Genomic DNA, 25,960 nt, shown 5'->3' on the forward strand with positions numbered 1-25,960 from the left:
AATGAGCGATTTAATGCGTTACCATGCGCGCCTTTATAGCCATCGTTCAACATTTCGCCAAGCACTCAGAAATGGTGTATGTTTTTTTAAGGTTATAGTTATTAGGTTGAATGACCATGCCAGTAAATACAATTATGGGGTTATTTGCAAAGTCCCCAATTAAGCCTTTGCAACGCCACGTTGTGTGTGTCAACGAATGTTGTTCACACTTGGTGAAATTCTTTGAAGTATCTTCAAAGGGTGACTGGGAAAAAGCATCTGAAATCCGTGCACAAATTTCTCACCTAGAGAAAGAAGCGGACGTGCTGAAACGTGAAATCCGTCTAAAACTGCCTCGCGGTTTGTTCATGCCAGTAGACCGTACTGACATGCTTGAGCTTCTGACTCAGCAGGACAAACTTGCAAACCTGGCAAAAGACATTGCTGGCCGTGTATATGGTCGTCAACTTGTCATTCCTGAGGCTCTCCAACCAAACTTCCTCGCTTACGTTCAACGTTGTCTTGATGCGGCCGATCAGGCGCAAAAGGTAATCAATGAACTTGATGAATTGCTAGAAACCGGCTTCAAAGGTCGTGAAGTGACGCTCGTCGCTGAAATGATTCATCAATTAGATGTCATCGAAGATGATACCGATGCTATGCAGATTGAACTTCGTCAACAGTTGATGGCGATTGAGTCTGACATGAACCCTATCGATGTCATGTTCTTGTACAAGATTCTTGAATGGGTAGGTGGTATTGCCGACCAAGCGCAGCGCGTAGGTGCTCGTTTGGAAGTCATGCTATCTCGATCTTAAAACATAAAGTTAACGACATAACGAAGAGCATAATAAACACGTGTCATAGGGATGATGACTATTTTCATCGTCTTATGGTTTGGCGCGCGTAAAATTTTGTTCCGCTTGTTATAAAACAACTAGGTATTACGATGGATATCCTTGCGAACTACGGCACTGTCCTGATTATTGTTGCAGCGATTTTTGGTTTCATGATGGCGATTGGTATTGGCGCGAACGACGTTGCTAATGCGATGGGTACATCAGTAGGTTCAAAAGCGCTAACCGTAAAACAAGCTATCATCATTGCGATGATCTTCGAATTTGCAGGTGCTTACCTTGCAGGCGGTGAAGTAACCGACACTATCCGTAAAGGTGTAATCGAAACTTCTTTATTTGCTAGTCAACCTGACGTTCTTGTCTACGGTATGATGTCTGCTCTTTTGGCTGCGGGTACATGGTTACTTCTTGCCTCTTACATGGGCTGGCCAGTATCTACGACTCACTCAATCATCGGTGCAATCATTGGTTTTGCATGCGTATCAGTAGGTACTGAAGCGGTTGACTGGGGCAGCGTTCAAGGCATTGTTGGTAGCTGGATTATTACACCAGTGATTTCAGGTTTCTTTGCGTACGTTATCTTTGTCAGCGCACAACGTCTGATTTTTGATACTGAGAACCCGTTATTCAACGCCAAACGTTTTGTTCCTGTTTACATGTTCATCACAACAATGGTGATTGCACTTGTAACTATCAAAAAAGGTCTAAAACACGTTGGTCTTCACCTAACCAATGGCGAAGCTTGGATGTGGGCAGCAGCAGTTTCAGCACTCGTGATGGTTGGCGGCTACGTATACATCCAGAAAAAATTCGCTAATCGCGAAGAAGACCGCAGCTTTTCTGGCGTGGAAGGTATCTTCAGCGTTCTGATGGTTATCACCGCTTGTGCAATGGCATTTGCACACGGTTCAAACGACGTTGCAAACGCCATTGGTCCACTGTCTGCTGTCGTATCGACTGTTGAACATATGGGCGAAATCAGCACGAAAAGCACCATCGCTTGGTGGATTCTACCTCTTGGTGGTATTGGTATCGTGGTCGGTCTTGCGACACTGGGTCACAAAGTAATGGCAACCGTTGGTACAGGTATCACTGAGCTAACTCCTAGCCGTGGTTTTGCAGCTCAGCTAGCAACCGCTTGTACTGTTGTTCTAGCTTCTGGTACTGGTCTGCCAATCTCAACCACTCAAACATTGGTTGGTGCGGTTCTCGGTGTTGGCTTTGCTCGTGGTATCGCGGCACTAAACCTGGGCGTGGTTCGTAACATCGTGGCATCATGGATCGTTACACTACCAGCAGGTGCACTATTGGCCGTTGTATTCTTCTACGGACTTCAAGCGATGTTCGCTTAAGACACTCGTCAATAGAATGTAAGCGCTTTGTCATTATTGACTCAAACGCACAGAAAGGGAGGCTTTGCCTCCCTTCTTTGTTGCACCGAAGTTTGAAACTGCATACTATTCGTCTATTTCCGGCTCCAATCATTCGGTGCCAACGCTGTCTCCAAGAAAAATCGTTAAGGGATTTACTGTGAAAAAACTAATCATCACGGTTTTGTTTACTTTGCTAGCAGCGCCAGCGGCCCTAGCAGCAGACCGTTATATTTCTGATGACCTCTTCACTTTTATGCACTCAGGTCCAAATAACACCTACCGTATTATTGGTAGTGTTAATGCCGGTTCTAAAGTACAACTGATTAAAACCAACCGAGATACTGGCTATACGCAAGTTCGTGATGACCGAGGTCGTACTGGTTGGGTACAAAGCAAGTTTGTGACAAACCAAGAAAGCATGGCGATTCGCCTTCCTCGCATTGAGAAAGAACTAGCAGAAGTGAAAGAGCAGCTTGCTAACGCTCGTAAAACTTCTGATGCAGAGAAAGCTGGCCTTGTTACCTCTCTAGAAACGCGCAACCAACAAATTTCCGATCTTGAGAATAAATACTCTGAGATCAGCGACCAGCTTACTTCTGTTGAGACAGAAAACCGCGAGCTGCGCGCTAAACTGGATACACAAAAAGACGACATGCTGCTTAAGTACTTCACTTATGGCGGCGGTGTTGCAGGTTTAGGTTTGCTATTTGGTTTGATTCTTCCGCATATCATGCCTCGTAGAAAACGTTCACCTGCGGGTTGGGCATAAGTCCTTCGCCCTTTTATCTATAAAAAAGAATGCAAAAGCCAGTCGATATTCGACTGGCTTTTTTGTTTGCTTAGTTTTACAGAAATCTGCACTACTCCCCCATTGAACTAGACGCTCGACGACGATCCGTTGCGCCATAAAGCTTGCCATCTTTTAGCTCAATTGCATTCAAACCACTTACCACTGGAATAACGTGTACTGGGTAGCCAAGCTCCATAAACTCCGGCACCAACATTTCTGCGAAGGTTTTCTTCTCCACTAGCAAGCCTGTTGGGTCATACGGCTTCGTGCGGTCTATCTTGGTGCCGTACTGGATGTTTGGTAAGTCAATAGCCTCTTGCGCTGATAAGTTCCAATCCAGTACCCCAACCACAGTTTTAAGCACATAACCTGGAATTTGCGAACTGCCCGGAGAGCCAACTACTAAGCGCAGATTGCCATCGCCGTCCATCACCATTAATGGCGTAATGGCTGAGCGTGGACGCTTACCCGCTTCAATCGAGTTTTGAGTAGGCTTGCCGTTAACCGTTGGTTGAGGTGAAAAGTTTGCCATTTGTGCATTCAAGATAACGCCATCAACCATGACACCAGATCCCATTCCCGTACCAACGGTGCTGGTCATAGCAATCGCATTACCTTCCCTATCAACGATAGAAATGTGCCCTGTATCTTTGCTCTCGAAGCCTTGATATTGCGCATACTGAGTTTGCGTTATCTGTCCGGCTTTTGGATTCTCTTTCGAGGTGCCATTATCAGGGATTAAATCACGTCTCTGGTCCAAATAGGTTTTAGATAACAATTGTTCAACTGGTGCTTCCACATAATCCGGATCTCCGGCATACGCAATACGATCAGCTTTTGCTAAGCGCATCGCCTCGGTCATTAAACGCCAAGGCTCTACATCAGTTAGTGCCATCTGAGATATATCGTACGGCTCCAGCAGTTTCAGACTTTGAGCGACCATCACACCACCAGAGGCCGGGTAACCAAACGAAACGATTTTGCTGCCCCGATAATCGCTTTCAATAATATCGCGAGATTTCACCTGATAGTTTTTAAAGTCCTCTAACGACAATTTCTCATGCTGATCGTTAATACGACGATTCACCGTATCAACAATATGTTGACCAAGTGCACCACCATACAAATAGCGATCGCCTTGCTGAGCTATTTTCTCTAGCGTCTCAGCCATTTTAGGGTTCTTCATTAACGTCCCTGTTGGCTTCACTTCATCATCTTGCCAATACAAGGCTTTAATTTCTGGATCGCGAGCCAAACGGGATTGCTCTCGCACGACGATATCATAGGTATAGCTGTTCATCGCGTACCCATCACGCGCGAGCTTAATCGCAGGTTGAACCAACTCAGACCATGGTAATTTGCCGTATTGCTCATGAGTGGAATAAAGCAGACGTAAGGTGCCCGGCACTGCAACGGAGCGAGGCCCCAAAATTTCATCGCGGCTGAGTGCTTTCCCATTTTCAATAAACATCTCAGGGTGAGCGCTAGACGGCGCTTCATCTCGCCCATCAAGGGCTAAAAACTTCTGCTTGTCATGTTGATAAAACAGCGCGAAAGTACCGCCGCCAATTCCCGTCATATCCGGTTCAACCACAGACATCACCATCTGCATCGCGACCATGGCATCAACGACGTTCCCGCCCTCTTTCAATATTGAATAACCAGTGCTGCTCACGTAAGGGTTGGTCGCGCTGACCATAAAATCTTGTCCGTTATTATCTGGTGTTATAGGGAAAGGGGGCGGCTTTGCTGCGTAACTTAACGACGCAACAACACTTAAAGAAAAAATCAGAATACGCATGTGTCTCTGTGTAGACTCCTGTTATTTCATGGGGTCTAACGTGGACCAGGTCGTGATGACGAAGTTCGTCAATGTGGCGTTTTTTTACACAACGCTGACTGGAATCGCGCTATCAATAGTTGAACGATATTGGTGCTATTTAAACGACTTAGAAAAGCTATATTTTGCTTGTTTGAGTATCTAAAAATCATCACCAGAATAGATGCAAAAGGTGTTCTGAAAAATAAAAAAGCCAGCGATATGATTTCGCTGGCTTGATGTGTTGCTATAACAGTTACCCTTTCCACTCATACAACGCTGGTATACGAATTTGCTCACCTTGGAACTCGACAATCACCGCTTGCGGTTGTATTTCTCTTAATGTGACCTGCCCATCAACAACGTCTCCTTGATGATATTCAACATTGTTAATTTTCACCCAGCGCCGATTTTCATCACTGGCGTACATGTGAGTTTGCAAATTGAGCGCAGGTAAACGCCCTTGCCATTGGTGAGCGTTGCGCTCTAAATCGTTCACGCGCACCGTTTGTGGTGAAGGCGCATCATCTCGGGATAACGCATTTTCGACCTTTCGCGCCAAATCAGGAGATAATGAGGACAAGTCAAGATCATCCAGAGACAAACCTAGGTCCTCTTCAACTACTGAAGTGCCTTGAGTTGATACAGATGTTTCTATCTCGTCTTTGTTTGCTGTATTACTCACGTATTCATCAGATGTTGCAAACGTACCAAAATCACGAGACAGCTCTGCACTTGGCCACTCTCTTGGCAATTGCGCCAACTGAGTAGTTTCAGGATAGTCCAATGCTTTGAACGGTTGTTCCGCTTCCATCTTAGCCTTAGGGGCGGAAGTACTAACTTCAGCATGAGGCGTAAGGAGATCTAAATACCAAGCAACTCCGATTGCAGCAACGGTGATCGGCAACAAGAACAAACCAATATGTTTCATGGCTGACATTATGCGTCCTCCTTCTCGATTCGTGCCAGTTGAGGCGCATCTGGCTGCACGTTTTGTTGAAGACGATCTAGCGTCCGCTTACCTGCAATGCCGTCGACCCCAATACCTTGCCAACGTTGGAATAACTCAACTCGCTCTTTCATCGCACCATCAAAAATAGACGTTTCAAGCAGTGGCTCACTTACCGCTTCTGCTAATAATCGGTCTAATACTTCGATCGCAGGGCCTTCCATGTCTAAACGTAATGTCTCTTTCAACGGCGCTTGCCACAGTTCAATGATATTGCCTTGCCACATCGGCTTTAGCCACGAAATAGGCAGACGCAGACGCTGCTTGCCATTGAGCACTTCGACTTTGTCATTACCGACGGCGTACAAAATGACATACCCAACATCACCTTGATAATTCAACTCCAAAATCACAGGGCGATTTTGTTGCATCAGCAGCGGCCAGGTCGCCATTTTACGCTCACAACGCATGGTCGATTGGGGTTCTGATAAACAAAGATTGTCGCGAACCGATGCTTGATAACCCCACAAACGATACAAATCATTCACGGCGAGATTCGACTGTTTTTGTGCTAACAATAAGTCACGCTGATCATCTGTCAATTGTTGGTTGACGACTATTGGCGTTGGCTCCTCTCTTGGTGCGGTCACTTGCGCCAACACTGACGTTGCTTGAGCTGGCATATAATTAACGACCGCCCACCCCGTACCTAATGCAGCAATAAGACCCAACGTAACAGAGCCCCAAGCAGGCCAGCGGAAAGTACGGCGCTCTTTTTTATCTTGCTGATAAATATCTGCCTGAAACTGCATCACCTCTTCACAGGCCTGCTGAACGGTTTGCTTATCCACCACCACATTACCTTGGTGATAACTGATGTTGAGAGATTTATCACAGATAAGATTAATCAAGCGCGGGATGCCGTGACTGTATTTGGCAATGAGTTTACAAGAAGCACGATTAAACAGTTGCTGGTCACCACCTGCCGTATGTAATCGAAACGCGATGTAATCTTCTGTCTCTTTTTCATCCAACGGCAACAAGTGATAACGCCCAGTAATGCGCTGAGCGAGCTGGCGTAGTTGCGTCGTTTGTAATAACCGCTGTAATTCAGGCTGTCCGACCAACAACACTTTGAGCAGTTTTCTGGTATCGGTTTCCAAGTTGGTCAACAAACGTAGCTGCTCTAAAACGTCGGCAGCAAGGTGTTGAGCCTCATCAATGACCAGCAATGTCTGCCAGCCTGAACGATAATTACGCAGCAAGTATTTGTGAATCACTTGGTTTAGCTGTTTGAGGTTTGCATCTGGCGGGTAAGTAATTTTGAATTCATCGCAAATAGCTTCGAGCAAGTCTCGACTCGAAAACGTGGGATTTAGGATCAGACCCGCTTTGGTGTTATCACCTAAATTCGCCAGCATCGCTTTTGCGACGGTCGTTTTGCCTGTACCCACTTCGCCAGTAAGCATAGCAAAACCACCGCCATCGCCTAGCCCGGCTTGGAGATGTGTGATTGCCTCTTTGTGACGTTGGCTTAAATACAAATAACGCGAGTTTGGAACAATCGAAAATGGTTGTTCTACAAACCCAAAAAAGTCCTTATACATTAGGCTCTCCAGCTAAAAAACCACCAGGGAATAGTCAGATATAATATAAACATAGCTGCATCTACTCTCGGGAGTAAAGAAAAGTACCATTGCTTGCTACAATGTCCAACGGCATATCAATAAATTAAGAGGTAATTCGTGCAAGTTTATTTAGTAGGTGGCGCAGTTCGAGATAAATTGCTCGGAATTGATAGTTATGACAACGACTGGGTGGTCGTAGGTGCGACTCCCGAGATGATGCTGTCCCAAGGGTACACCGCCGTTGGCAAAGACTTTCCTGTATTTTTGCACCCAAAAAGTAAAGAAGAACATGCACTTGCGCGAACGGAAAGAAAGTCAGGGTGTGGTTACACTGGCTTTGAGTGTTTCTTTGATCAAAGTGTCACCTTAGAAGAGGATTTAATTCGTCGTGATTTAACCATTAACGCGATGGCAATGGATGATGCAGGTAAGCTCCATGATCCTTACGGCGGCCAGAAAGATCTCAATAATAAACTGCTACGCCATGTATCAGACGCTTTTGTCGAAGATCCTCTACGCGTTTTACGTGTCGCTCGCTTTGCAGCCAAGCTGGCTGATCTAGACTTTACGGTTGCCGACGAAACCATGCAGTTAATGCGCTACATGGCAGAGTCTGGGGAGCTGAGCACACTGACTCCCGAGCGTGTTTGGCAAGAATGGCATAAGTCCCTCTCCACCCCTCGCCCTGATATTTTCTTATCGGTTCTAAGAGATTGTGGTGCATTGACCGTTGTTTTACCTGAAATTGATGCACTATTTGGCGTACCTCAACCAGAAAAATGGCATCCAGAAATCGATACAGGCATCCATACTTTGATGGTGGCAGAGCAAGCCGCAAGATTGAGTGACTCACTCCCCGTCAGATTTGCCGCTCAAGTGCATGACTTGGGCAAAGGGGTGACGCCAGAGAGCGAATGGCCAAGCCACAGAATGCATTGTCATACAGGATTAAAACTGATCAAAAAGCTGTGCGAGCGTGTCCGTGTACCGAATGAGTTTCGTGATTTAGCCTTGATGGTGTGCGAACAGCACTCCAATATCCATCGTGCGGCCGAGTTAAAGCCGCAAACCATCATAAAAATACTCAACAAATTCGATGTGTGGCGCAAAGCTGAGCGCTTAGAAGATATTTTAATATGCTGTCAGGCTGACCATGCGGGTCGAAAAGGGTTAGAAGAGAAGCCTTATCCTCAAGCTGAGATTTTTACCCACGCTTATCAAGCCGCAGCCGCCGTAGATGTTCAGAGCATCATTAAGGATGGATTTAAAGGCCCGGCAATACGTGATGAACAAGAAAAGAGACGGATTGAAGCGGTAAGAGTCGCTTTGAATAAGTGATCTGAGCTAAGATTAATTAACCGAGTTGTATTCATGCCAGGTCATTCCAGCGAGCCTTAGCGAGATTAGGAATCTAATATCAGCACGCAGGGAAGTTTTAGAAATGGCCAACGCTACAAGAAACTCGGAGAGAAGGTTCTGAACCTCGCGCCTTCGTCGCTGTTCAGAATGACGTTGTGGTTTAGGTATGCAGCTTGCGGTTAAGCAAGCTGCCAATCCGTCGCGTTATCAAGCGCTAAGCAAGAACGCAAACAAACCGAAACCTAGAATCAGACGGTAAATCACAAACGGTGTCATGTCCATTCGTGAAATCATCTTTAAGAAAAAGTGGATACAAATATATGCACTGATAAACGATGTGATGATACCAGTCAGCAAGAAGCCAATATGGACAGGTTCACCACTGGTCACTAGCTTCATACCTAAGTAGCTACCAGCCAATGTAATGATAGGGATCGACATTAAAAATGAAAAGCGCGCAGCCGCTTCTCGAGTAAAGCCGAGGTAAAGTGCAGCCGTAATGGTCGCCCCTGAACGCGACGTTCCAGGAATCATCGCTAAGGCTTGGGCAATACCGATAAACACGGCTTTCTTCCAACCCGTTTGGTATTCATCCGCAACCAACTTAGCGTTTTTGTCTACCCACCAAAGCAACAAACCAAATACGATCGTTGTGGTCGCGATGACATAAGCGCTACGTAGATACACTTCAATGATGTCTTTCATCAACAAGCCAAACACACAAGCTGGAATCGTGGCGATCACGATCATCCAAGCAAGTTTTGCTTCTTTACTCCGATCTCCTTTAAAGATCGAAGCAAATAATGCCTGGAACAGAGTGATCACTTCATGGCGAAAATAGATCACTACCGCCATTAATGTACCGACGTGAACAGCAACATCAAAAGCTAGACCTTGGTCTTCCCATCCCAAAATGGCGGAGGGCAGGATCAAATGGGCAGAGCTCGAAATAGGCAAAAACTCTGTCAGACCCTGAATCAGAGCCAGAATAAAGGCTTCAAAATAACTCATGTAAACAACTCAAATTAAAAATGAAAAAGAAACAGGTTTGAGTGAATCGACTGGCTGCATTCCATGCCAAATATCTGCGACTGTGCGTCCATCGCCTGGGATCACTAATTGAGGTTCGAGATCATACAGAGGCTTTGTGACAAAAGGATATTTGTAGATATCACTGCGAGGTAGCTCAGGTTTTTTCGTGGAGACGCATTCACCGAACAACACTATATCGAGATCCAGTGTTCGATCCTGATACTTTTGCGCATTTTCTTCGCGTCCCCACTTAAATTCAATCTCACGTAGCTGATGACTCAACTCTTCTAATGACAACTCGGTACGCATTGCAACGACAAAGTTGTAGAAGTTCTGGCTGCTAAAACCAATAGGTTCACATTCATATACCGGCGATACGAGGAGATTTTCTCCAAGCTGTAGTAGCTCCTGATACGCAGCGAGCGCATGTTGCTCTCTTTCTACATTCGTACCAACACCGATATAGGTGGTGATCATGCTTGACCTCGCTCAATCACAACACCAACAGCGCGTGCTTGTGGCACTGCACCAGGCTTTGCTAAACGGATTTTCACCCAAGGTACAGAGAAACGCTGCATGATAAGCTCTGCCACTTCTTCGGCTACACGTTCAACCAACAGAAAACGACCATTTTCAATGTGGCTCAGTACCGCCTCACTCACTTGCGAGTAATCCAACGCATCTTGCACATCATCACTTTTGCCCGCAGGTTTATTATCGTGTGCCATTTCAATATCTAGAACCAACTTTTGTTTGATTTGTTGTTCCCAGTCGTACACGCCAATCGTGGTGATTACTTCTAATTGTTCAATAAAAACTTTATCCAGAGCCATCTTATGTCCTTCTATTACAGAGGTCGGATACCCGTGAGGGGTAATTTGATCGTAGTATTCTATACCTAAGTAACATTTACTTGGGTCATCACAATGTTACTTAGGTATAAACTGCGAAAGCATCTTTATATACAAGAAATCACATAATGCAAGCTCTATCACAGTGAGGATTTCTGCATTATGTGAATTCGAGGTATGATAGCAACTACGCGGGAACCGAGCATTAAATTCCAATCCATCAAGGACTTCTATGGACGCACTGGCACTGATAATGACAATGGCCGCCTATTTACTGGGTTCGGTTTCCAGTGCGGTTTTGATCTGTCGACTCTTAAAACTGCCAGATCCACGCAGTGTAGGCTCCAACAACCCTGGAGCAACGAACGTATTGCGTATTGGCGGACGAGGAGCCGCTGTTTCAGTCTTGTTGTGCGATATGCTCAAAGGCACCATCCCCGTATGGGGCGGATACTTTCTTGGTATCGACCCTATCATTCTTGGCGTCATCGCCACTGCTGCCTGTCTTGGCCACATGTACCCCATCTTTTTCCACTTTAAAGGCGGAAAAGGTGTCGCAACAGCGCTTGGCGCTATCGCTCCGATTGGTTTGGACTTAACAGGATTAGTGATGTTAACTTGGCTGTCAGTAGCCGCGCTATTCCGCTATTCATCCTTAGCGGCTCTCGTCACGGTTTTGGTCACTCCGTTTTATACTTGGATGTTTAAACCGCAATACACGTTACCTGTTGCTATGCTGTGTTGCTTAATCGTATTTAAGCATCATCAAAATATTCGGCGGCTTTTGTCTGGCGATGAGCCCAAAATTGGCGAAAAGAAACTGACACAAAAAAACTCGGCTTAATGCCGAGTTTTGTTTAGAGAGCGATGCATTCATTGGTTATGCATGAACTCGATTCAGGAAGTTCAACAACATTTGGTTGACGAATTCCGGCTGTTCTAAACAACTGATGTGTCCCGCTTGCGGAATTTCTACCAACTCACTGCCCGTGATACAGTCTTTCATTAAATACGATTCGAAAACCGGGCGAGGCTTATCTTCACAGCCCACCGCAATTAACGTCGGCAGAGCGAATTTTTCCGAATCTTCAATCACATCACGGCGACCAAACACCATGCGCCCTATGCGAGCTACTTCCACTGCACGCTCACCATTCAGGTCTTCTAAACTGCGTTTGAATGAAGCGACAAGTTTAGGGTTATCCTGATTGACGTTGTTGGCAAAGAACAGCGGCACAACGGCTTCAATAATTGGCGCAGGCACTGCTTGAACTTGGCTGATAGTATCCAGCATTGCAAAATACTTCTTATACGTAACTTCTGGCTCCCAGCCAATGAAGGTATCCATCAATACCAGTGATTTCACACGTTGCGGTGCTTGAGCCGTCAGTTCCGCTCCCCACATGCCGCCAACAGATAAGCCCACCACAGAAAACTCTTCAATATCCAAATGATCCATCAACGCCAACATATGTTGTGCATAATCAACTAATGACTCTGTCGATGTAGGGGCCGCTTCTGACTCACCATGTGCCCACAAATCTGGCACAATACAACGATATGACTGGCTTAAAACTTCAATTTGTGGCGCCCACATTTGGCTATCCCACAAATAACTGTGACCAAACAGTAATACTGGACCATCACCTTTATCAAGGTAAGCAAGTTGCTGACCTTCAATTTCAAACTTATTCATTGTTATATCCATTTCTTATTCTTCCGCACTATCCTATCACTGAAGCGATACCGAACTGCTCGCATCAGTCAGAATGTAAACGAAGCTTTTCATTGAATAGCTAAAAATAAAGGCCTCTGATGAGCAGAGACCTTTATCGTTGTGAATCTATTTCAAACCTACCGCATAAGTTTGATTAAGCAACTGGCGTAAGTTGGTCAATCGGCCAACGTGGGCGAGCCTCTACCGACATATCGGCCACTTCGCCATTCTTCAAACGCTGCATACCAGCGTAAGCGATCATCGCACCATTATCCGTACAGAACTCAGTTCGTGGGTAGTAAACCTCGCCGCCAACTTTCTTCGCTAGCTTCTCTAACTCTGCACGTAAACGACGGTTAGCACTCACACCACCAGCAATAACAATACGCTTCATGCCTGTTTGCTCAAGCGCGCGTTTACATTTAATCGCCAATGTTGCACACACGGCTTCTTCAAATGCCAGTGCGATGTCTGCGCGAGTTTGCTCGTCATCGCCATTCGCAGCAATCGTATTTGCTGTAAAGGTTTTCAGGCCAGAGAAACTCATATCCAAGCCAGGGCGATCAGTCATTGGGCGCGGGAACTTAAAGCGACCCGGCGTGCCTTTTTCTGCCAGTTTAGACAACAGCGGGCCGCCTGGGTAATCCAACCCCATTAGCTTCGCTGTTTTATCAAACGCTTCGCCCGCCGCATCATCAATCGACTCACCCAGAATTTTGTACTCACCGATGCCTCTCACTTCGACCATCATCGAGTGACCACCCGACACCAACACTGCCACAAACGGGAATTGTGGTGGGTTATCTTCCAGCATTGGAGCCAACAGGTGACCTTCCATATGATGAACAGGTACAGCAGGCACTCCCCAAGCATAAGCAATACTGCGACCAATAGTAGCGCCCACTAATAGTGCACCAACGAGACCCGGCCCCGCGGTGTACGCGACACCATCAATGTCTTTCGAAGTTAAGTTCGCTTCTTTTAGTGCCTCTTTAATAAGAGGAATGGTTTTCTTTACATGGTCACGTGAAGCCAACTCAGGCACCACACCACCGTAATCTGCGTGCAGTTTTACTTGGCTGTAAAGCTTGTGTGACAGCAGACCTTTTTCATCGTCATAAATCGCGATGCCAGTCTCGTCACAAGAGGTTTCAATACCGATAATGCGCATGGTTTTCTCAGTATGCTTTCTGTATAGAGGAAATTTGGGCGTCATATTACCTCGCCTTGGTGCTGCAAACAAATTTTGTACAGACAATAATCGACAAAAGGCTTTACAAAGTAGTTGTGATCGGATTAAAATTCCGCACCATTTTTGATCAAGCTGGTAAGAGACCAAACAATTGTGATTTGGTCTGTTGAATACCAGCGTTAACGAATAACCCCTGAGGTGAAAGGCATATGCCAGTAGTTAAAGTACGTGAAAACGAACCGTTCGACGTTGCTCTACGTCGTTTCAAGCGCTCTTGCGAAAAAGCAGGTATCCTTTCTGAAGTGCGTCGTCGTGAGCACTACGAAAAACCAACTACAGTTCGCAAACGCGCTAAAGCAGCAGCTCAAAAGCGTCACGCTAAGAAGCTAGCTCGCGAAAACGCTCGTCGCGTTCGCCTGTACTAATAACTGAGCTCCAAAAGGAATTTAGTTATGGCTCTGATTGATCAACTCAAAGAAGAGCAAAAATTAGCGATGAAAGCCAAGGACAAATTGCGCCTTGGTACTATTCGTTTAGCCCTATCAGCAATCAAGCAACGTGAAGTTGACGAGCAGATTACTCTGAACGATGACGACATTCTTGCAGTATTGACCAAAATGGTTAAACAACGTCGCGACTCTGTAGCGCAGTATGAAGCAGCGGGTCGTCAAGATCTTGCTGATGCGGAACAAGCAGAAATTACCGTTCTTGAGGACTTTATGCCTCAACCACTGGCAGACGAAGAAGTAGCGGCTCTTATCGAGAACGCGATTGCTGAATCTGGCGCAGCTGGCATGCAAGACATGGGCAAAGTAATGGGCGTTCTGAAACCGCAAATTCAAGGGCGCGCAGATATGGGTAAAGTAAGCGGTTTAGTTCGCGCTAAACTGGCTTAAGATACCCCACCCAATTGCAGCAAGCCGTGCTATCCTTTGGAACGCACGGCTTGTTTGTATCTGGATGAATGGAATGAAATAAGTGAGCAACACGCTTATTCTTTTAAAGCATTCACTCCACTCATCATCTTCTTTTTTTGTTAGGTTTTATGGCTGGACACATCCCTCGCAGTTTTATCGATGACCTTCTAGCTCGACTTGATATTGTCGATATCATCGACGCACGTGTGAAACTTAAGAAAAAAGGCAAAAACTACGGCGCATGCTGCCCGTTCCACAACGAAAAGACGCCGTCATTCAGCGTCAGTCAAGAAAAGCAGTTCTACCATTGTTTTGGTTGTGGTGCGCACGGAAATGCCATCGACTTTTTGATGGAATTCGACCGGCTAGAATTCGTCGAAGCCATTGAAGAACTCGCTTCATACTTGGGCTTAGATGTTCCTCGCGAACAACGTAGCGGCGGTAATGGTTCGTTCCAGTCAGGCCCACAAGCAAGCAGCAGTGAAAAACGTAATCTATACGACTTAATGGGCAGCATTGCTCAATTTTATCGTAACCAACTCAAGCAGCCAGCAAGTAAAGTGGCGATTGAGTATCTAAAAGATCGCGGCCTGTCTGGTGAAATCGTCCAGAAGTTTGGCATCGGCTATGTGGCTGATGAATGGGATTTAGTTCGTAAGAACTTTGGCCAGAATAAAGAAAACCAAGACATGCTCGTCACAGGCGGCATTTTGATCGAAAACGACAAAGGCAACCGCTACGACCGATTCCGTGGTCGAGTGATGTTTCCTATTCGAGACAGACGCGGCCGAGTAATAGGCTTTGGTGGTCGAGTATTAGGTGATGGGACACCGAAATATCTCAACTCACCCGAAACCCCGATATTTCATAAAGGTAAAGAATTGTATGGCCTTTATGAAGTACTACAAGCGTACCGTGAGCCACCACAAATTTTAGTGGTTGAAGGCTATATGGATGTTGTCGCGCTTGCTCAATATGGCGTAGATTATTCCGTTGCCTCATTGGGTACCTCTACAACGGGCGATCACTTGCAAGTGTTATTCAGGCAAACAAGCACCGTCGTATGTTGTTACGACGGTGACCGAGCAGGCCGTGAAGCAGCGTGGCGTGCCATGGAAAATGCATTGCCTTACCTAACTGATGGTCGCCAGTTAAAATTCATGTTTTTGCCGGATGGAGAAGATCCCGACTCTTATATCCGACAAAACGGAAAACAAGCATTTGAACAACAAGTGTCTAATGCGATGCCTTTGTCTGAATTCATGTTCAGCTCATTGACTCAGCAAGTCGATATGAGCACGAAAGAAGGCATGGCAAAACTCAGTACCCTTGCTGTTCCTCTCATCGACAAAGTCCCTGGCGGCACTTTAAGACTATACTTGAGAGAACTGCTTGGCCGCCGTTTGGGTTTGGTTGATGAACGCCAACTACAGCAGCTAATTTCAAAACAAGGTAAAGAGGATAAAAGGCCTCAACCTCATAAAGAAATCAAGCGAACGCCGATGCGAGAAGTGATCGCGTTACTGATTCAAAACCCACAATACGTAACTATGGTGCCAGATCTAACTAGCGTTAGAGATTTACCCATTCCTGGTCTAAGTTTATTTGTTGATGTACTTGATAAATGCCAAGCGCATCCCCATATCAACACAGGCCAATTATTAGAGCATTGGCGAAACAGCCAAAATGAGACCCTTCTGTCTCGTCTCGCGAGTTGGGACATTCCACTCGATGAGGACAACCAAGAAGAAATATTTTTAGACTCACTGGATAAAATTATTGCCCAGTGCGTAGAAAAACAAATTGAAAACCTGCAGGCCAAAGCAAGAAGTGTCGGTTTATCAGCCGAAGAGAAAAGGGAGCTGCTAGCACTTATGCTAGATTTAAAAGCGTAACCCTGTTTAATTAGTCAGCAACGATTTAATTTGTTATAGTAAGTGGTTTGCATTTCGCATACTGATTCCTTCACCAGATTACGAAGTTGGATACCGTCTATGGATCACAATCCGCAGTCACAGCTAAAGTCACTTGTTATTAAAGGCAAGGAACAAGGCTATCTGACCTACGCCGAAGTAAATGACCACCTACCTGCTGAAATCGTAGATTCAGAACAGGTAGAAGACATCATTCAGATGATCAACGACATGGGCATTAAGGTAGTAGAAACTGCTCCTGATGCTGATGATTTAGCACTGAACGATGACACAAATATTACCGATGAAGATGCAGCCGAAGCTGCAGCCGCTGCACTGTCTAGCGTAGAGAGTGAGATTGGTCGTACCACAGACCCTGTACGTATGTACATGCGTGAAATGGGTACTGTCGAACTTCTAACTCGCGAAGGCGAAATCGACATCGCAAAACGTATTGAAGAAGGTATTAACCAAGTTCAATCGTCTGTTGCTGAATACCCAGGTACGATTCCGTACATTCTTGAGCAATTTGACAAAGTTCAAGCTGAAGAACTGCGTCTTACTGACCTTATTTCAGGTTTTGTAGACCCAGATGCTGACGACACCGCTGCACCAACGGCAACACACATCGGTTCTGAACTGACTGAATCTCAGTTAGAAGAAGAAGACGATGAAGACGTTGATGACGACGAAGATAGCGATGACGATTCAGATGATTCTGAAGAAGATGTAGGTATCGATCCAGAATTAGCGCTAGAGAAATTCAACCAACTACGCAGCACCTATCAAAATCTTCAATTAGCAATCAACGAGTACGGCTATAACAGCCCGAAAGCAACCGTTGCTAATGAAATGATGCTAGACGTATTCCGCGAGTTTCGTCTAACGCCTAAACAGTTTGATCACCTAGTGAATGAACTGCGTACTGCTATGGATCGCGTTCGTACTCAAGAACGCCTGATCATGAAGTCTGTGGTTGAATACGGCAAAATGCCGAAGAAATCATTCATCGCGCTGTTCACTGGTAATGAATCAAGTGAAGCTTGGTTGGATGAAGTTCTTGCTTCAGACAAGCCATACGCTGAAAAGATCAAACGTAACGAAGAAGAAATCCGTCGTTCAATCGCTAAGCTAAAAATGATTGAAGAAGAGACTTCTCTAAACGTACAGAACATTAAAGACATCAGCCGTCGTATGTCTATCGGTGAAGCAAAAGCTCGCCGTGCGAAGAAAGAGATGGTTGAAGCGAACTTGCGTCTTGTAATTTCTATCGCGAAGAAATACACCAACCGTGGCCTACAGTTCTTGGATCTTATCCAGGAAGGTAACATCGGTCTGATGAAAGCGGTAGATAAGTTCGAATACCGTCGTGGTTACAAGTTCTCGACTTACGCAACGTGGTGGATCCGTCAGGCAATCACTCGTTCAATCGCGGACCAAGCACGTACGATTCGTATCCCGGTACACATGATCGAAACGATCAACAAGCTAAACCGTATCTCTCGTCAAATGCTGCAAGAGATGGGTCGTGAGCCACTACCGGAAGAACTGGCTGAGCGCATGCAGATGCCAGAAGACAAGATTCGCAAAGTTCTGAAAATCGCTAAAGAGCCTATCTCAATGGAGACACCAATCGGTGACGACGAAGATTCGCATCTAGGTGATTTTATCGAAGATACAACGCTAGAACTGCCGCTAGATTCTGCAACTGCAACTAGCCTTAAAGTGGCAACAAAAGACGTGCTTGCAGGTCTAACGCCACGTGAAGCGAAAGTACTTCGTATGCGCTTTGGTATCGACATGAACACTGACCATACTCTAGAAGAAGTTGGTAAGCAGTTCGACGTTACTCGTGAACGTATCCGTCAGATCGAAGCAAAAGCACTACGTAAACTTCGTCACCCAAGCCGCTCAGAGACTCTGCGCAGCTTCCTAGACGAATAATCGCAGCGCATGCAAGCTTTTAGAAATCAAAAAAGGTGACTTTAGGTCACCTTTTTTATTATCTACTGTGCTAAGTGGATAAAAACTAAGCGCAATTGCCCTAGTTGGTATCTAGACACCTTGCAACGCTTCCCCTATAATCGTTGTCCTATTAAGGCCCCTTAGCTCAGTGGTTAGAGCAGTCGACTCATAATCGATTGGTCCGCAGTTCAAGTCTGCGAGGGGCCACCATATTCTAGAAGGCGTAGCAGGTTAGTACCTGCTACGCTTTTTTTGTACCTAGTGATTTTGGGTGTAGTTGTGGGTGTAGTTAGGAAGTTGCTTAGCTCACAATTTTGGACGCTTTGCTGAGCTTGCCAACATTTTTCCATCACGAGCAGAACAGAAAATTCGATAAGATAATAAAAAAGCGCCCCCTTATGTGAAAAGGGGGCGCTTTTTTATTATCTGCCTATTTTACTCAATTCCGTGTTTACGATCATACCAAATAGCTAACAAAGGCAAACCGATTGTACCAACGGTAACTAGAGCTAAAAATAAAAGTTGAGCTAAAGTCATACCCGTTACATCCAAAAGTTGTACTAACATATTGAAACCCGCCCTAATGTTCTTGTGGTTATATTTTAACCTAAAAATACAAAACTTGATAATGTGCTTACCGGCCAAGATAGATAACTGTAATCTCTTCTCGCTCATGCCCTAACTCTCTACTAATAATAAGGCGAGCTTCTTTATCTGCACTTTTTTGTTCTCTACTCAGTTCTCTGCTAGTTAAACCACCCGCTTTAGGTGCATTCATTCCTGTCAGTTCTATGTATCGCTGTTGAGCATATTGATGGCGTAGACCATGGTTCTTGCATAACCCAACCTTCCTACAAGTATTTTCGTAGTGCTTTAGCTGTTGAATGTACTTTTTGCTTGCGGGAATCAGAGAGCCTCTTGAGGCAATAGCTATAGCTCGTTCTAACACCTGCTTTTGATATTCGTTTCTGATTGGTACCTCTCGCGCCTTGCCACCTTTAGTCCAAGAGCCCATTAAATGAATTCTATCTGCTTTAATCGCTATACTGGGGTTAAACTTCAAAGCTTCTTCCCGCCTCAGACCGAATGCAGATTGTAGCTCTAACGCTATTTTTATATATGGGTCTGAGATTGCATTAAACTTTACTTCATCAAGCTCTTTCGCCTTGTTGGTACTATTGTCACTGAAAACTCTCTTTCCTATCCCCAACTCTTCATTGGACTTGGGTAACAAATGCTCACGTCCAGTCTTTTCGAATACCCAACGAATATGTGCCATTCGGTTTTTTATAGTTCCAACGCTTAAGCCTTGACTTTGCCAATGCTCAACCAAAAATTTTACGTGCTTTAACTTAAGTGTATGTGGAGTTAAGTGCCTGTACCCTCCTCTCTTTAATTGTTTTTCGATTTGGATGAGGATGTTTTTACGTGCAGCTTGAGATGCATAACTCCCATCAATGTTGTGCTTCATTAACAAAACTAGGCCGTGTCGTAAGTTTGGTTTGCTCATGACTCTTACTCCTAAACAAATAAGAGCCATATAGCTCATATGGCTCTATCTACTTGAGAAAATGATGGAGAAACGTAATCAAACCACGTGAACCTGATGGTTAGTGATAAGCCCAATTCAAACTTATGGTTAGTAAGATGAATGCCTCAGAGGCGATTAGGGCAAGAGTGATGGTTTGTGTATCGATAGTTACGAATGTCGTACATGATCTACTTGAAGAAGCGTGAGCATCTACGAGAAGAGCATTGTGACGTCACAATGCTGGTTACGTTTCTTTCTCCTATTGAACATTTATGATTTATGAAGAGTCTTTATAGCGACGGCTACTTTTTTATTTACGTGATGAGGCTACCAAGCCGTCACTTGGCTGTCACCAAGTGACCCCGCTTAAAAGAAATAACGGAAATATAGAAAAATAAGGTGATGCGCTCGCGGTATGCCTCCTGTCACTACCTATTTCACAGCTAGTGACAGGAGGGCTTCAACGTGCGTTCTTTATGCTGTTGAGCAGTGGTTCTTTGATATTATCAATACATAGGACAGCTTCTTGCAAAGACGATTCAAGGCGTGGATCAAAGTAACCATACTGAACGAATATCTGACGTTTGATGTCATCTGGAGATTTCAAGTAATTGATTATATTTTCATCTGTAAGCTTAAATGGTGGCTCTTGGATTAACATGGCCGTAATTGCTTTAGCCATGACGGCGCGATGCTGTAAATCCAAACTTGTAATAGAATCTCTAAACATACCTTCTATATCTTCCATGTAGCGCTTCCAAATAAATTCGTCCATCTGCACCATACATACACCTTTACGTTGTTTTGTTCGCACTGCGAACATTTCACTCCTCTGCTAATCTTAAGTAGAAAGCGTAACCTATTACGTGACAAATGCATAAATCTGGCAGATTGAATATGGAATATAAAAAAAGCCCTACGCTCATCTCAATCTTTGGGAGCATTTTCATTTCATTGCTTAAAGTTACTGTTTGTGTTTTGGAAGCTTCAAGTAAAAGCTCAAACATCGATCGCGAACATATTAGCTATGATGATGGTATTTCAGACAACACCTACTTTGATGACATCGGGTGTGAATTCGAGCGGAATTTAGAGGGTAAGTTGAGGAATAGGATTACAGAAAAACGCCATAGAGATAATTCAGATTGGTAGCTGGGGAAAAGTGACTCAACATTTACTGTACATTAAGTCACTTCATTCTAATTATATGCTTCAGTCAAGTGTATTTGTTTGGTGATAAGAGAAAGACCATAACCAATCGCCAGCTGACGCTTCATCTAAAGGCACAGGCTCTTGGTTTAAGCCAAAGATCATCAATTTACTGCTTCTTCCATCTACACTATGAACCAGTTTAAGGTCAACAAGCTCAACTTTTCCATTAAATCTACAAACGTAGTAAGAGCCTTCATTTGTAGGTTGGCTCATAAACCAAGGTGAGCGTTCTGGCCCTACTGCGCTAAAACAATGGATATTCCTAGCAAAGTTAAATACCGCCTCAACAAGCTCCGGTTTACTAAATTCAGACGTAATCTCTACATCATGGGCAAGTTGAAATGGGGATATGCTCCAACCATAACGATTAAAGCTATCAACAAAAAAATCGATTAAGTTATCAGCATTATCTCTTAAGGCATCCATGTAATCATCTAGATAGAATCCAGGCCCACCAAACAATGAGAGGTCCACATATCTAAATACTTTAACCCCCATAACTGACTTAGCCCAATCTAAAGCGGTACTAAGATTCAAAAACTGCTTTGTGTCCTTACCGTAATCCACTATTACACAATCAATGTCTTCTATCACAGAACAGAGAGCATTATCATGATTTAACGGAGTCATGGGAGATAAGTACTCCTCATAATAACCAAACAACACGTTTCTCATGTCAACATGACAAGACATAGCTATACTTGTTTGGTTACAATATTTAACTGATGCAGAATCAAACTGCTTGCTCCAATTACGCTTAGTACTATTCATATTTCCTTCCTTCTTGATGAGTGAGAGGCGAACTGCCCCTCAATGTCAGAAAGAATGTTAAAGCCGATAAAGATAAATATTTTTTTTAAGCTAACGATTACTGCATTTATCCCAGAAAGTGGAATTAACGTTCGCAGTGCGAACAAAAAGCGAGGCCTATAGCCTCGCGTACATAAATTTAATCTTTAAAAGTCTGTTCTTGCTCTACTAGCCAGTCAACAAAGTCTCGCTCACGCCAGCCTAAACAACGCCCATTTATCTTTATTGGCTTAGGAAAACACTTATCTTTCGCCCACCAACGCCAAATAGTCCTTGGACTGCGGCCCAGTGACTCTGAAACCTCTTTTAAGGACATGATTCTATCTCTTGCCATGAGTATCCTCCTTATTTCACTCTGTGACAGAACTATTATCTTTAATAAAGAGGCGCAAAACGGTTTTAAGAAGTCGATTACTAGAATTAATAAGATATCTTTTGGTAGAAATTAGCTACAATTGAACTCTCTCAAGAGTTACCTCTACTCACCAGCTTAAAATCAATAGATAATGTTGCATATTAGAGTATTAAAACTTTGGCTTACCTAGGAGTAAAACGCCTATCGAGCGCAATTTCTATCAATTTACTACTATAAGATAATGACAATGCCTAACTAGTTGTCTTTCGTCCAGAAAGTAAACACAAAAGGAAAGTGAATTTAACACTCACTTAAAATTTATCATCTCAACCGCCGAGACTGGATTAGAACAGTCTAAAAAATTCATCTAAATAGAGCTCTATAATTATGCTCATGATATCTTCCTATACCAAAATTTAAGTACTTGACAATCAATCCTGTTATTTGTACCGTTTTAAAATAACTATATCTTATAGGGTTTAAACCTTTTCCATTACCATATAAATTCCAGTAGAACCATTGTAAGCTGGAGAAGTTGCTTTACTACCGACTTCAGACAAACACCTGGATAGTGAAGAAGCTTAATGTAGATTCAAACTGAAGCATATAGTTTATAATTAACAACTTATTGGGAAAATGAAATCATTTAATTACTGGATATTGAAGAGTGAGTAATTTTAATATAAAACCTTACCTAAGATCACTAAAATTTAAAAAATCAGAGACTATAAATTGGAGCGATTATCCATTTTCAATACCTGCAGTAGCAGACTTAGAAAGCATTGATTTTCATTCAGACGTTACTTTTTTGGTTGGTGAAAATGGTGTTGGAAAATCAACAATTTTAGAAGCTATAGCCCTATCATTGGGCTTTAGTCCAGAAGGAGGAACAAGAAATTTTAGCTTACAGAATGCTCAGACTACTTCCGAACTATTTAATTTCATTCGGCCAGTACGTAGTTACAAAAAACCGGAAAATGGCTACTTCTTTAGGGCCGAAAGTTTTTATAATGTTGCCACTTACATGGATGAAGTAGGATATTTAGGTGCGTATGGTAATCGGTCACTACACGACCAGTCTCACGGTGAGTCTTTTATGTCATTGCTATTAAACAAATTGAAATGCAACGGCTTATATTTTCTGGATGAACCTGAGGGTTCTTTATCTCCTACAAATCAGTTGAACGCTTTAGCCGCTATACATGAACTTTCACAGCAGCAATCTCAATTTATTATAGCTACTCACTCACCAATCTTACTAGCTTATCCATCCGCTAAAATTATAGAGCTTACAGAAACAGGGGTTTCATACATTTCGTATGAGGACACAGAACAATACAGAGTGATGAAGGACTTTATTAATAACCATCAGTATAGAATAAATCAAATTATTCTTGGAAAACAATAGTTAAAACCTAATAAATATAATCAAAATAATCGTCCTAATTATTAACAGAATCTATTATTTACAATAGAGAGTATAATAAGTCTAATTACGCCTCAACGCGCTTATCTTTCACCTAAAGACTATAAAAAATATCATAAGCCCAAAGCGTAAAAGCAAAAGATAAAATGCTGAAGTTGTCAACATTTGATAATAATTTAATTTTGTAGGCGTTTAGTATTCTAGTCTATAAATCCGTGACTAGGGACATATATAAAATTTGAATCAAGTAAAATACCGGAATTTGAATCAAGGAATGTATATGTTTTTTTATCATAAGACGATTGATATGGATAAATCGACCAAATAGAATAAATCTCATACTTAGTTATAGGAGTTATACCACTCTTACCAGAATTTTTAACTACGTATTTTTTTTGATAAACGGGGATGTTGAAAGCAAAACCATCCCAATACCCATATATAGACTTCCTTAGAGTTCTTGTATTTGTATTTTTCTCAAAAAAATCAGAAACCAACACGCCACTCTTACATGTCATTTCATGATAAATTATTTTATTTTCATTTATAAAATTAAAATCGCATCCTAAACCGTTAATAAACGGCTTAATCGTAAATATAGTGAAAGCCAATATTAAAAAAATCAAATACTTGTTCATCTTGTCTATTTCTCATAAAACGCGAGCTTTGCTTTATTGCTAGTTAAATATACAACCTGAAAGGGCTCTTCATATATCCAAGCTATCTTTTCTTCATCTTTTATTTTGTACGCTTTGCCACTAATTAAGTTATATGCACTATAACGTACCGTTTTGCTAAATTCAGCAACATTAGCAGGAACAATTATACTTGTGCTTATATTCCATGTATAGTTATTCCCCCCCCAAAAACCCCACCTCATTTTTTTAATCTTAACTTCTCCACTTAACTTGTCTTGCGTTTCGATAACTAGAACCCCCATTTCACATTGACTTTTCCGAAAATAGTTAACAGATTCACTTTCAAGTGAAAAACTACATCCTAAGCCATTTATAAACGCTCTGAACACAAATAAGGTCATAAAAAAGCATAAAAAACTTAGGAAAACCTTATTCTTTAACAGGAATAAATTGGTACTTCGCACCATCATCATACTTTTTCCCATATATATACACTCCAGGACTTAGCTTTAGAACTTCATCATCATTAATATTGAACCCTTCGTAAGTAGTACAAACTTTAACCTCATTATATTTATAACAATCTATATCTGGCTTAACTCCTTCTAGTATAAGATTTATCACTACTAGAAAAAAAACATATATAATTAAAGTAGTTAACTGAACTTTCCCCCAAAAGCTTATACTTGTATTTTCTGATGGTATTTCCCCTTGCGTGCTAACAGATGAGGGAAGAGTAATATCTAAAGATGATGCTAAGTGATTCTCCTTGGTGGGAGCTGTAGACTTTATTTCATGTTTAAGTCTAATATTATCATCTACAAGAGCGTATCCTTTTCTAGGAACTGTTTCTATATTGACTCCTACAGCTCTTAGTTTTCTAATCGCCATATTCAGTGAATTTTCGACGACAAAAGTGTCAGGCCATGCAACGCCAATCAGATGCGTTCTAGATAAACACTTACCTCTATGAGACATAAACTCTAGCAAAAGATTTGACTCAGCCTGACTTAGTTTTTTAATAACTAATTCATTCTCATCTGTTAGCAAGTTTGTTTCTTTGTTTATATACTTTTTCACAATCAATAACTCTCATGCCATCTCGTCTTAACTGTCATTCACAGCTACAGCAAGCTAAAATCCATCGATAGTTGGGTCTCGAATAGAAATTGATACCTTTTTACGTTTAGATCAATTGCATAACTCTCAACAGGTATGCGCAAAATGATAAAACGCTATAACGGAACACATCAAGCGCACAACAAAGAAAGTTAAATAAAAAAAAATAAACCAAAAATATCATAAGCTTACAGGTCATTTCGGTTTGCTTCCTAGCATCATCGTAATAATGACGACTACTAATCAAAACATAATCACTTACTAATTTGTTTTTAAAGCATTGAAAATAAAAACAAATAGTCACACAAGTATAGTAGTTAGCTCGAGGACTGACTAATAGTTATGCCCTAAAGTTTGTCTTTTGACACTATAGGCTTACGCTTGATAGCATAATATAGATCATGAATGCATCCAACCAAACAAAGCAAACCTCTCAACCGCACCTTAATGCATATTCAAGAGCATTACGAGTAGTCATTTCCCCCAGTGTCAGCATAGTTGTCGCCTAAATTTTTAAGGAGATAACCA

General features: G+C 43.0%; 26 protein-coding genes and 1 tRNA gene. 11 read left to right on the forward strand and 16 right to left on the reverse strand.

Annotated elements, in window-relative coordinates; translation table 11 throughout:
* Positions 1-116 precede the first annotated feature (116 nt).
* The 3 genes from FR741_RS13250 (at position 117) to FR741_RS13260 (ending at position 2,978) form a co-directional block, all read left to right on the forward strand.
* Positions 117-797 (forward strand): TIGR00153 family protein, encoded by a 681-nt coding sequence (locus FR741_RS13250; RefSeq protein WP_031780508.1) that lies wholly within the window; start codon positions 117-119, stop codon positions 795-797.
* 131 nt (positions 798-928) lie between these two features.
* Positions 929-2,188, forward strand: a complete 1,260-nt coding sequence (locus FR741_RS13255; RefSeq protein ID WP_005395948.1) for an inorganic phosphate transporter — start codon at positions 929-931, stop codon at positions 2,186-2,188.
* A 178-nt stretch (positions 2,189-2,366) separates the two neighbouring features.
* A complete protein-coding gene (locus FR741_RS13260; protein WP_167426907.1) occupies positions 2,367-2,978 on the forward strand; it encodes a TIGR04211 family SH3 domain-containing protein in 612 nt (203 codons plus the stop codon).
* 91 nt (positions 2,979-3,069) lie between these two features.
* Here the strand turns inward: FR741_RS13260 and ggt are convergent, their stop codons facing one another.
* The 3 genes from ggt to FR741_RS13275 all read right to left on the reverse strand — a co-directional run bounded on the left by ggt (position 3,070) and on the right by FR741_RS13275 (position 7,374).
* On the reverse strand, positions 3,070-4,800 hold the full coding sequence (ggt, locus tag FR741_RS13265) for a gamma-glutamyltransferase (protein ID WP_167426908.1): 1,731 nt from the start codon (positions 4,798-4,800) through the stop codon (positions 3,070-3,072).
* 274 nt (positions 4,801-5,074) lie between these two features.
* Positions 5,075-5,758, reverse strand: coding sequence for a general secretion pathway protein GspB (locus FR741_RS13270; protein WP_167426909.1), 684 nt, complete (start codon positions 5,756-5,758; stop codon positions 5,075-5,077).
* Complete coding sequence (locus tag FR741_RS13275) at positions 5,758-7,374, reverse strand: ExeA family protein (RefSeq protein WP_167426910.1); 1,617 nt, start codon at positions 7,372-7,374, stop codon at positions 5,758-5,760. The genes FR741_RS13270 and FR741_RS13275 overlap by 1 nt, the downstream gene beginning before the upstream one ends.
* Before the next feature lie 138 nt (positions 7,375-7,512).
* Between FR741_RS13275 and FR741_RS13280 the strand changes: the two genes are divergently transcribed.
* Positions 7,513-8,733, forward strand: coding sequence for a multifunctional CCA addition/repair protein (locus tag FR741_RS13280; RefSeq protein ID WP_167426911.1), 1,221 nt, complete (start codon positions 7,513-7,515; stop codon positions 8,731-8,733).
* Between the two features lie 228 nt (positions 8,734-8,961).
* On the opposite strand, the gene FR741_RS13285 is transcribed toward FR741_RS13280, so the two are convergent.
* From FR741_RS13285 to folB, 3 genes are read right to left on the reverse strand one after another with little or no spacing between them, the layout of a single operon-like run.
* Positions 8,962-9,765, reverse strand: coding sequence for an undecaprenyl-diphosphate phosphatase (locus FR741_RS13285; protein WP_167426912.1), 804 nt, complete (start codon positions 9,763-9,765; stop codon positions 8,962-8,964).
* A 9-nt stretch (positions 9,766-9,774) separates the two neighbouring features.
* A complete protein-coding gene (folK, locus tag FR741_RS13290) occupies positions 9,775-10,263 on the reverse strand; it encodes a 2-amino-4-hydroxy-6-hydroxymethyldihydropteridine diphosphokinase (RefSeq protein ID WP_145473220.1) in 489 nt (162 codons plus the stop codon).
* On the reverse strand, positions 10,260-10,619 hold the full coding sequence (gene folB / locus FR741_RS13295; RefSeq protein ID WP_005395977.1) for a bifunctional dihydroneopterin aldolase/7,8-dihydroneopterin epimerase: 360 nt from the start codon (positions 10,617-10,619) through the stop codon (positions 10,260-10,262). Before folB ends, folK begins: the two co-directional genes overlap by 4 nt.
* A 250-nt stretch (positions 10,620-10,869) precedes the next feature.
* Between folB and plsY the strand changes: the two genes are divergently transcribed.
* The gene (gene plsY / locus FR741_RS13300) at positions 10,870-11,481 is read left to right on the forward strand and encodes a glycerol-3-phosphate 1-O-acyltransferase PlsY (RefSeq protein ID WP_167426913.1); all 612 of its coding nucleotides are present in this window, start codon (positions 10,870-10,872) and stop codon (positions 11,479-11,481) included.
* 36 nt (positions 11,482-11,517) lie between these two features.
* Here the strand turns inward: plsY and FR741_RS13305 are convergent, their stop codons facing one another.
* Together FR741_RS13305 and tsaD are read right to left on the reverse strand one after the other, a co-directional pair.
* On the reverse strand, positions 11,518-12,333 hold the full coding sequence (locus tag FR741_RS13305) for an alpha/beta fold hydrolase (protein ID WP_053808554.1): 816 nt from the start codon (positions 12,331-12,333) through the stop codon (positions 11,518-11,520).
* Positions 12,334-12,508: 175 nt separating this feature from the next.
* On the reverse strand, positions 12,509-13,525 hold the full coding sequence (gene tsaD / locus FR741_RS13310; protein WP_167427114.1) for a tRNA (adenosine(37)-N6)-threonylcarbamoyltransferase complex transferase subunit TsaD: 1,017 nt from the start codon (positions 13,523-13,525) through the stop codon (positions 12,509-12,511).
* Between the two features lie 230 nt (positions 13,526-13,755).
* Between tsaD and rpsU the strand changes: the two genes are divergently transcribed.
* The 5 genes from rpsU (at position 13,756) to FR741_RS13335 (ending at position 18,551) form a co-directional block, all read left to right on the forward strand.
* Positions 13,756-13,971, forward strand: a complete 216-nt coding sequence (gene rpsU / locus FR741_RS13315) for a 30S ribosomal protein S21 (RefSeq protein ID WP_001145625.1) — start codon at positions 13,756-13,758, stop codon at positions 13,969-13,971.
* A 27-nt stretch (positions 13,972-13,998) separates the two neighbouring features.
* Complete coding sequence (locus FR741_RS13320) at positions 13,999-14,442, forward strand: GatB/YqeY domain-containing protein (RefSeq protein WP_167426914.1); 444 nt, start codon at positions 13,999-14,001, stop codon at positions 14,440-14,442.
* A 149-nt stretch (positions 14,443-14,591) separates the two neighbouring features.
* Positions 14,592-16,358 (forward strand): DNA primase, encoded by a 1,767-nt coding sequence (dnaG, locus tag FR741_RS13325; protein WP_167426915.1) that lies wholly within the window; start codon positions 14,592-14,594, stop codon positions 16,356-16,358.
* Positions 16,359-16,457: 99 nt separating this feature from the next.
* A complete protein-coding gene (gene rpoD / locus FR741_RS13330; protein ID WP_005395986.1) occupies positions 16,458-18,320 on the forward strand; it encodes an RNA polymerase sigma factor RpoD in 1,863 nt (620 codons plus the stop codon).
* Positions 18,321-18,475: 155 nt separating this feature from the next.
* Positions 18,476-18,551 (forward strand) — tRNA-Ile (locus tag FR741_RS13335).
* Positions 18,552-18,776: 225 nt separating this feature from the next.
* Here FR741_RS13335 and FR741_RS23725 read toward each other — a convergent pair.
* The 5 genes from FR741_RS23725 to FR741_RS13355 all read right to left on the reverse strand — a co-directional run bounded on the left by FR741_RS23725 (position 18,777) and on the right by FR741_RS13355 (position 22,324).
* Positions 18,777-18,908 (reverse strand): hypothetical protein, encoded by a 132-nt coding sequence (locus FR741_RS23725; protein WP_017634400.1) that lies wholly within the window; start codon positions 18,906-18,908, stop codon positions 18,777-18,779.
* 67 nt (positions 18,909-18,975) lie between these two features.
* Positions 18,976-19,851, reverse strand: a complete 876-nt coding sequence (locus tag FR741_RS13340) for a phage integrase N-terminal domain-containing protein (RefSeq protein WP_167426916.1) — start codon at positions 19,849-19,851, stop codon at positions 18,976-18,978.
* Positions 19,852-20,332: 481 nt separating this feature from the next.
* Positions 20,333-20,620, reverse strand: coding sequence for a hypothetical protein (locus FR741_RS13345; RefSeq protein WP_167426917.1), 288 nt, complete (start codon positions 20,618-20,620; stop codon positions 20,333-20,335).
* A 464-nt stretch (positions 20,621-21,084) separates the two neighbouring features.
* Positions 21,085-21,855: a hypothetical protein gene (locus FR741_RS13350; RefSeq protein ID WP_167426918.1), complete on the reverse strand. Its 771-nt coding sequence runs from the start codon at positions 21,853-21,855 to the stop codon at positions 21,085-21,087.
* Between the two features lie 178 nt (positions 21,856-22,033).
* Entirely contained in the window at positions 22,034-22,324 is a 291-nt protein-coding gene (locus FR741_RS13355; protein ID WP_332871189.1) for a helix-turn-helix transcriptional regulator, read from the reverse strand.
* Positions 22,325-22,916: 592 nt separating this feature from the next.
* On the opposite strand from FR741_RS13355, the gene FR741_RS13360 reads away from it, so the two are divergent.
* Positions 22,917-23,657 (forward strand): AAA family ATPase, encoded by a 741-nt coding sequence (locus FR741_RS13360; protein WP_198912749.1) that lies wholly within the window; start codon positions 22,917-22,919, stop codon positions 23,655-23,657.
* Positions 23,658-23,875: 218 nt separating this feature from the next.
* Here FR741_RS13360 and FR741_RS13365 read toward each other — a convergent pair whose 3' ends face one another.
* The 3 genes from FR741_RS13365 to FR741_RS13375 are packed head-to-tail and all read right to left on the reverse strand — an operon-like array spanning position 23,876 to position 25,393.
* Complete coding sequence (locus tag FR741_RS13365; protein ID WP_167426919.1) at positions 23,876-24,313, reverse strand: hypothetical protein; 438 nt, start codon at positions 24,311-24,313, stop codon at positions 23,876-23,878.
* 5 nt (positions 24,314-24,318) lie between these two features.
* Positions 24,319-24,714: a hypothetical protein gene (locus FR741_RS13370; protein WP_167426920.1), complete on the reverse strand. Its 396-nt coding sequence runs from the start codon at positions 24,712-24,714 to the stop codon at positions 24,319-24,321.
* Positions 24,715-24,742: 28 nt separating this feature from the next.
* A complete protein-coding gene (locus tag FR741_RS13375) occupies positions 24,743-25,393 on the reverse strand; it encodes a winged helix-turn-helix domain-containing protein (RefSeq protein ID WP_167426921.1) in 651 nt (216 codons plus the stop codon).
* Positions 25,394-25,960: the final 567 nt, after the last annotated feature.

The organism is Vibrio diabolicus, assembly GCF_011801455.1.
GTDB lineage: Bacteria > Pseudomonadota > Gammaproteobacteria > Enterobacterales > Vibrionaceae > Vibrio > Vibrio diabolicus.

Bases quoted from the DNA above. Each gene is read 5' to 3' on its own strand.
- FR741_RS13250 (WP_031780508.1), top strand. From the start codon at position 117: ATGCCAGTAAATACAATTATGGGGTTATTTGCAAAGTCCCCAATTAAG.
- FR741_RS13255 (WP_005395948.1), top strand. From the start codon at position 929: ATGGATATCCTTGCGAACTACGGCACTGTCCTGATTATTGTTGCAGCG.
- ggt (WP_167426908.1), bottom strand. From the start codon at position 4,800: ATGCGTATTCTGATTTTTTCTTTAAGTGTTGTTGCGTCGTTAAGTTAC.
- FR741_RS13270 (WP_167426909.1), bottom strand. From the start codon at position 5,758: ATGTCAGCCATGAAACATATTGGTTTGTTCTTGTTGCCGATCACCGTT.
- FR741_RS13275 (WP_167426910.1), bottom strand. From the start codon at position 7,374: ATGTATAAGGACTTTTTTGGGTTTGTAGAACAACCATTTTCGATTGTT.
- FR741_RS13285 (WP_167426912.1), bottom strand. From the start codon at position 9,765: ATGAGTTATTTTGAAGCCTTTATTCTGGCTCTGATTCAGGGTCTGACA.
- folK (WP_145473220.1), bottom strand. From the start codon at position 10,263: ATGATCACCACCTATATCGGTGTTGGTACGAATGTAGAAAGAGAGCAA.
- folB (WP_005395977.1), bottom strand. From the start codon at position 10,619: ATGGCTCTGGATAAAGTTTTTATTGAACAATTAGAAGTAATCACCACG.
- plsY (WP_167426913.1), top strand. From the start codon at position 10,870: ATGGACGCACTGGCACTGATAATGACAATGGCCGCCTATTTACTGGGT.
- FR741_RS13305 (WP_053808554.1), bottom strand. From the start codon at position 12,333: ATGAATAAGTTTGAAATTGAAGGTCAGCAACTTGCTTACCTTGATAAA.
- tsaD (WP_167427114.1), bottom strand. From the start codon at position 13,525: ATGCGCATTATCGGTATTGAAACCTCTTGTGACGAGACTGGCATCGCG.
- rpsU (WP_001145625.1), top strand. From the start codon at position 13,756: ATGCCAGTAGTTAAAGTACGTGAAAACGAACCGTTCGACGTTGCTCTA.
- FR741_RS13320 (WP_167426914.1), top strand. From the start codon at position 13,999: ATGGCTCTGATTGATCAACTCAAAGAAGAGCAAAAATTAGCGATGAAA.
- dnaG (WP_167426915.1), top strand. From the start codon at position 14,592: ATGGCTGGACACATCCCTCGCAGTTTTATCGATGACCTTCTAGCTCGA.
- rpoD (WP_005395986.1), top strand. From the start codon at position 16,458: ATGGATCACAATCCGCAGTCACAGCTAAAGTCACTTGTTATTAAAGGC.
- FR741_RS23725 (WP_017634400.1), bottom strand. From the start codon at position 18,908: ATGTTAGTACAACTTTTGGATGTAACGGGTATGACTTTAGCTCAACTT.
- FR741_RS13340 (WP_167426916.1), bottom strand. From the start codon at position 19,851: ATGAGCAAACCAAACTTACGACACGGCCTAGTTTTGTTAATGAAGCAC.
- FR741_RS13345 (WP_167426917.1), bottom strand. From the start codon at position 20,620: ATGGAAGATATAGAAGGTATGTTTAGAGATTCTATTACAAGTTTGGAT.
- FR741_RS13350 (WP_167426918.1), bottom strand. From the start codon at position 21,855: ATGAATAGTACTAAGCGTAATTGGAGCAAGCAGTTTGATTCTGCATCA.
- FR741_RS13365 (WP_167426919.1), bottom strand. From the start codon at position 24,313: ATGAACAAGTATTTGATTTTTTTAATATTGGCTTTCACTATATTTACG.
- FR741_RS13370 (WP_167426920.1), bottom strand. From the start codon at position 24,714: ATGACCTTATTTGTGTTCAGAGCGTTTATAAATGGCTTAGGATGTAGT.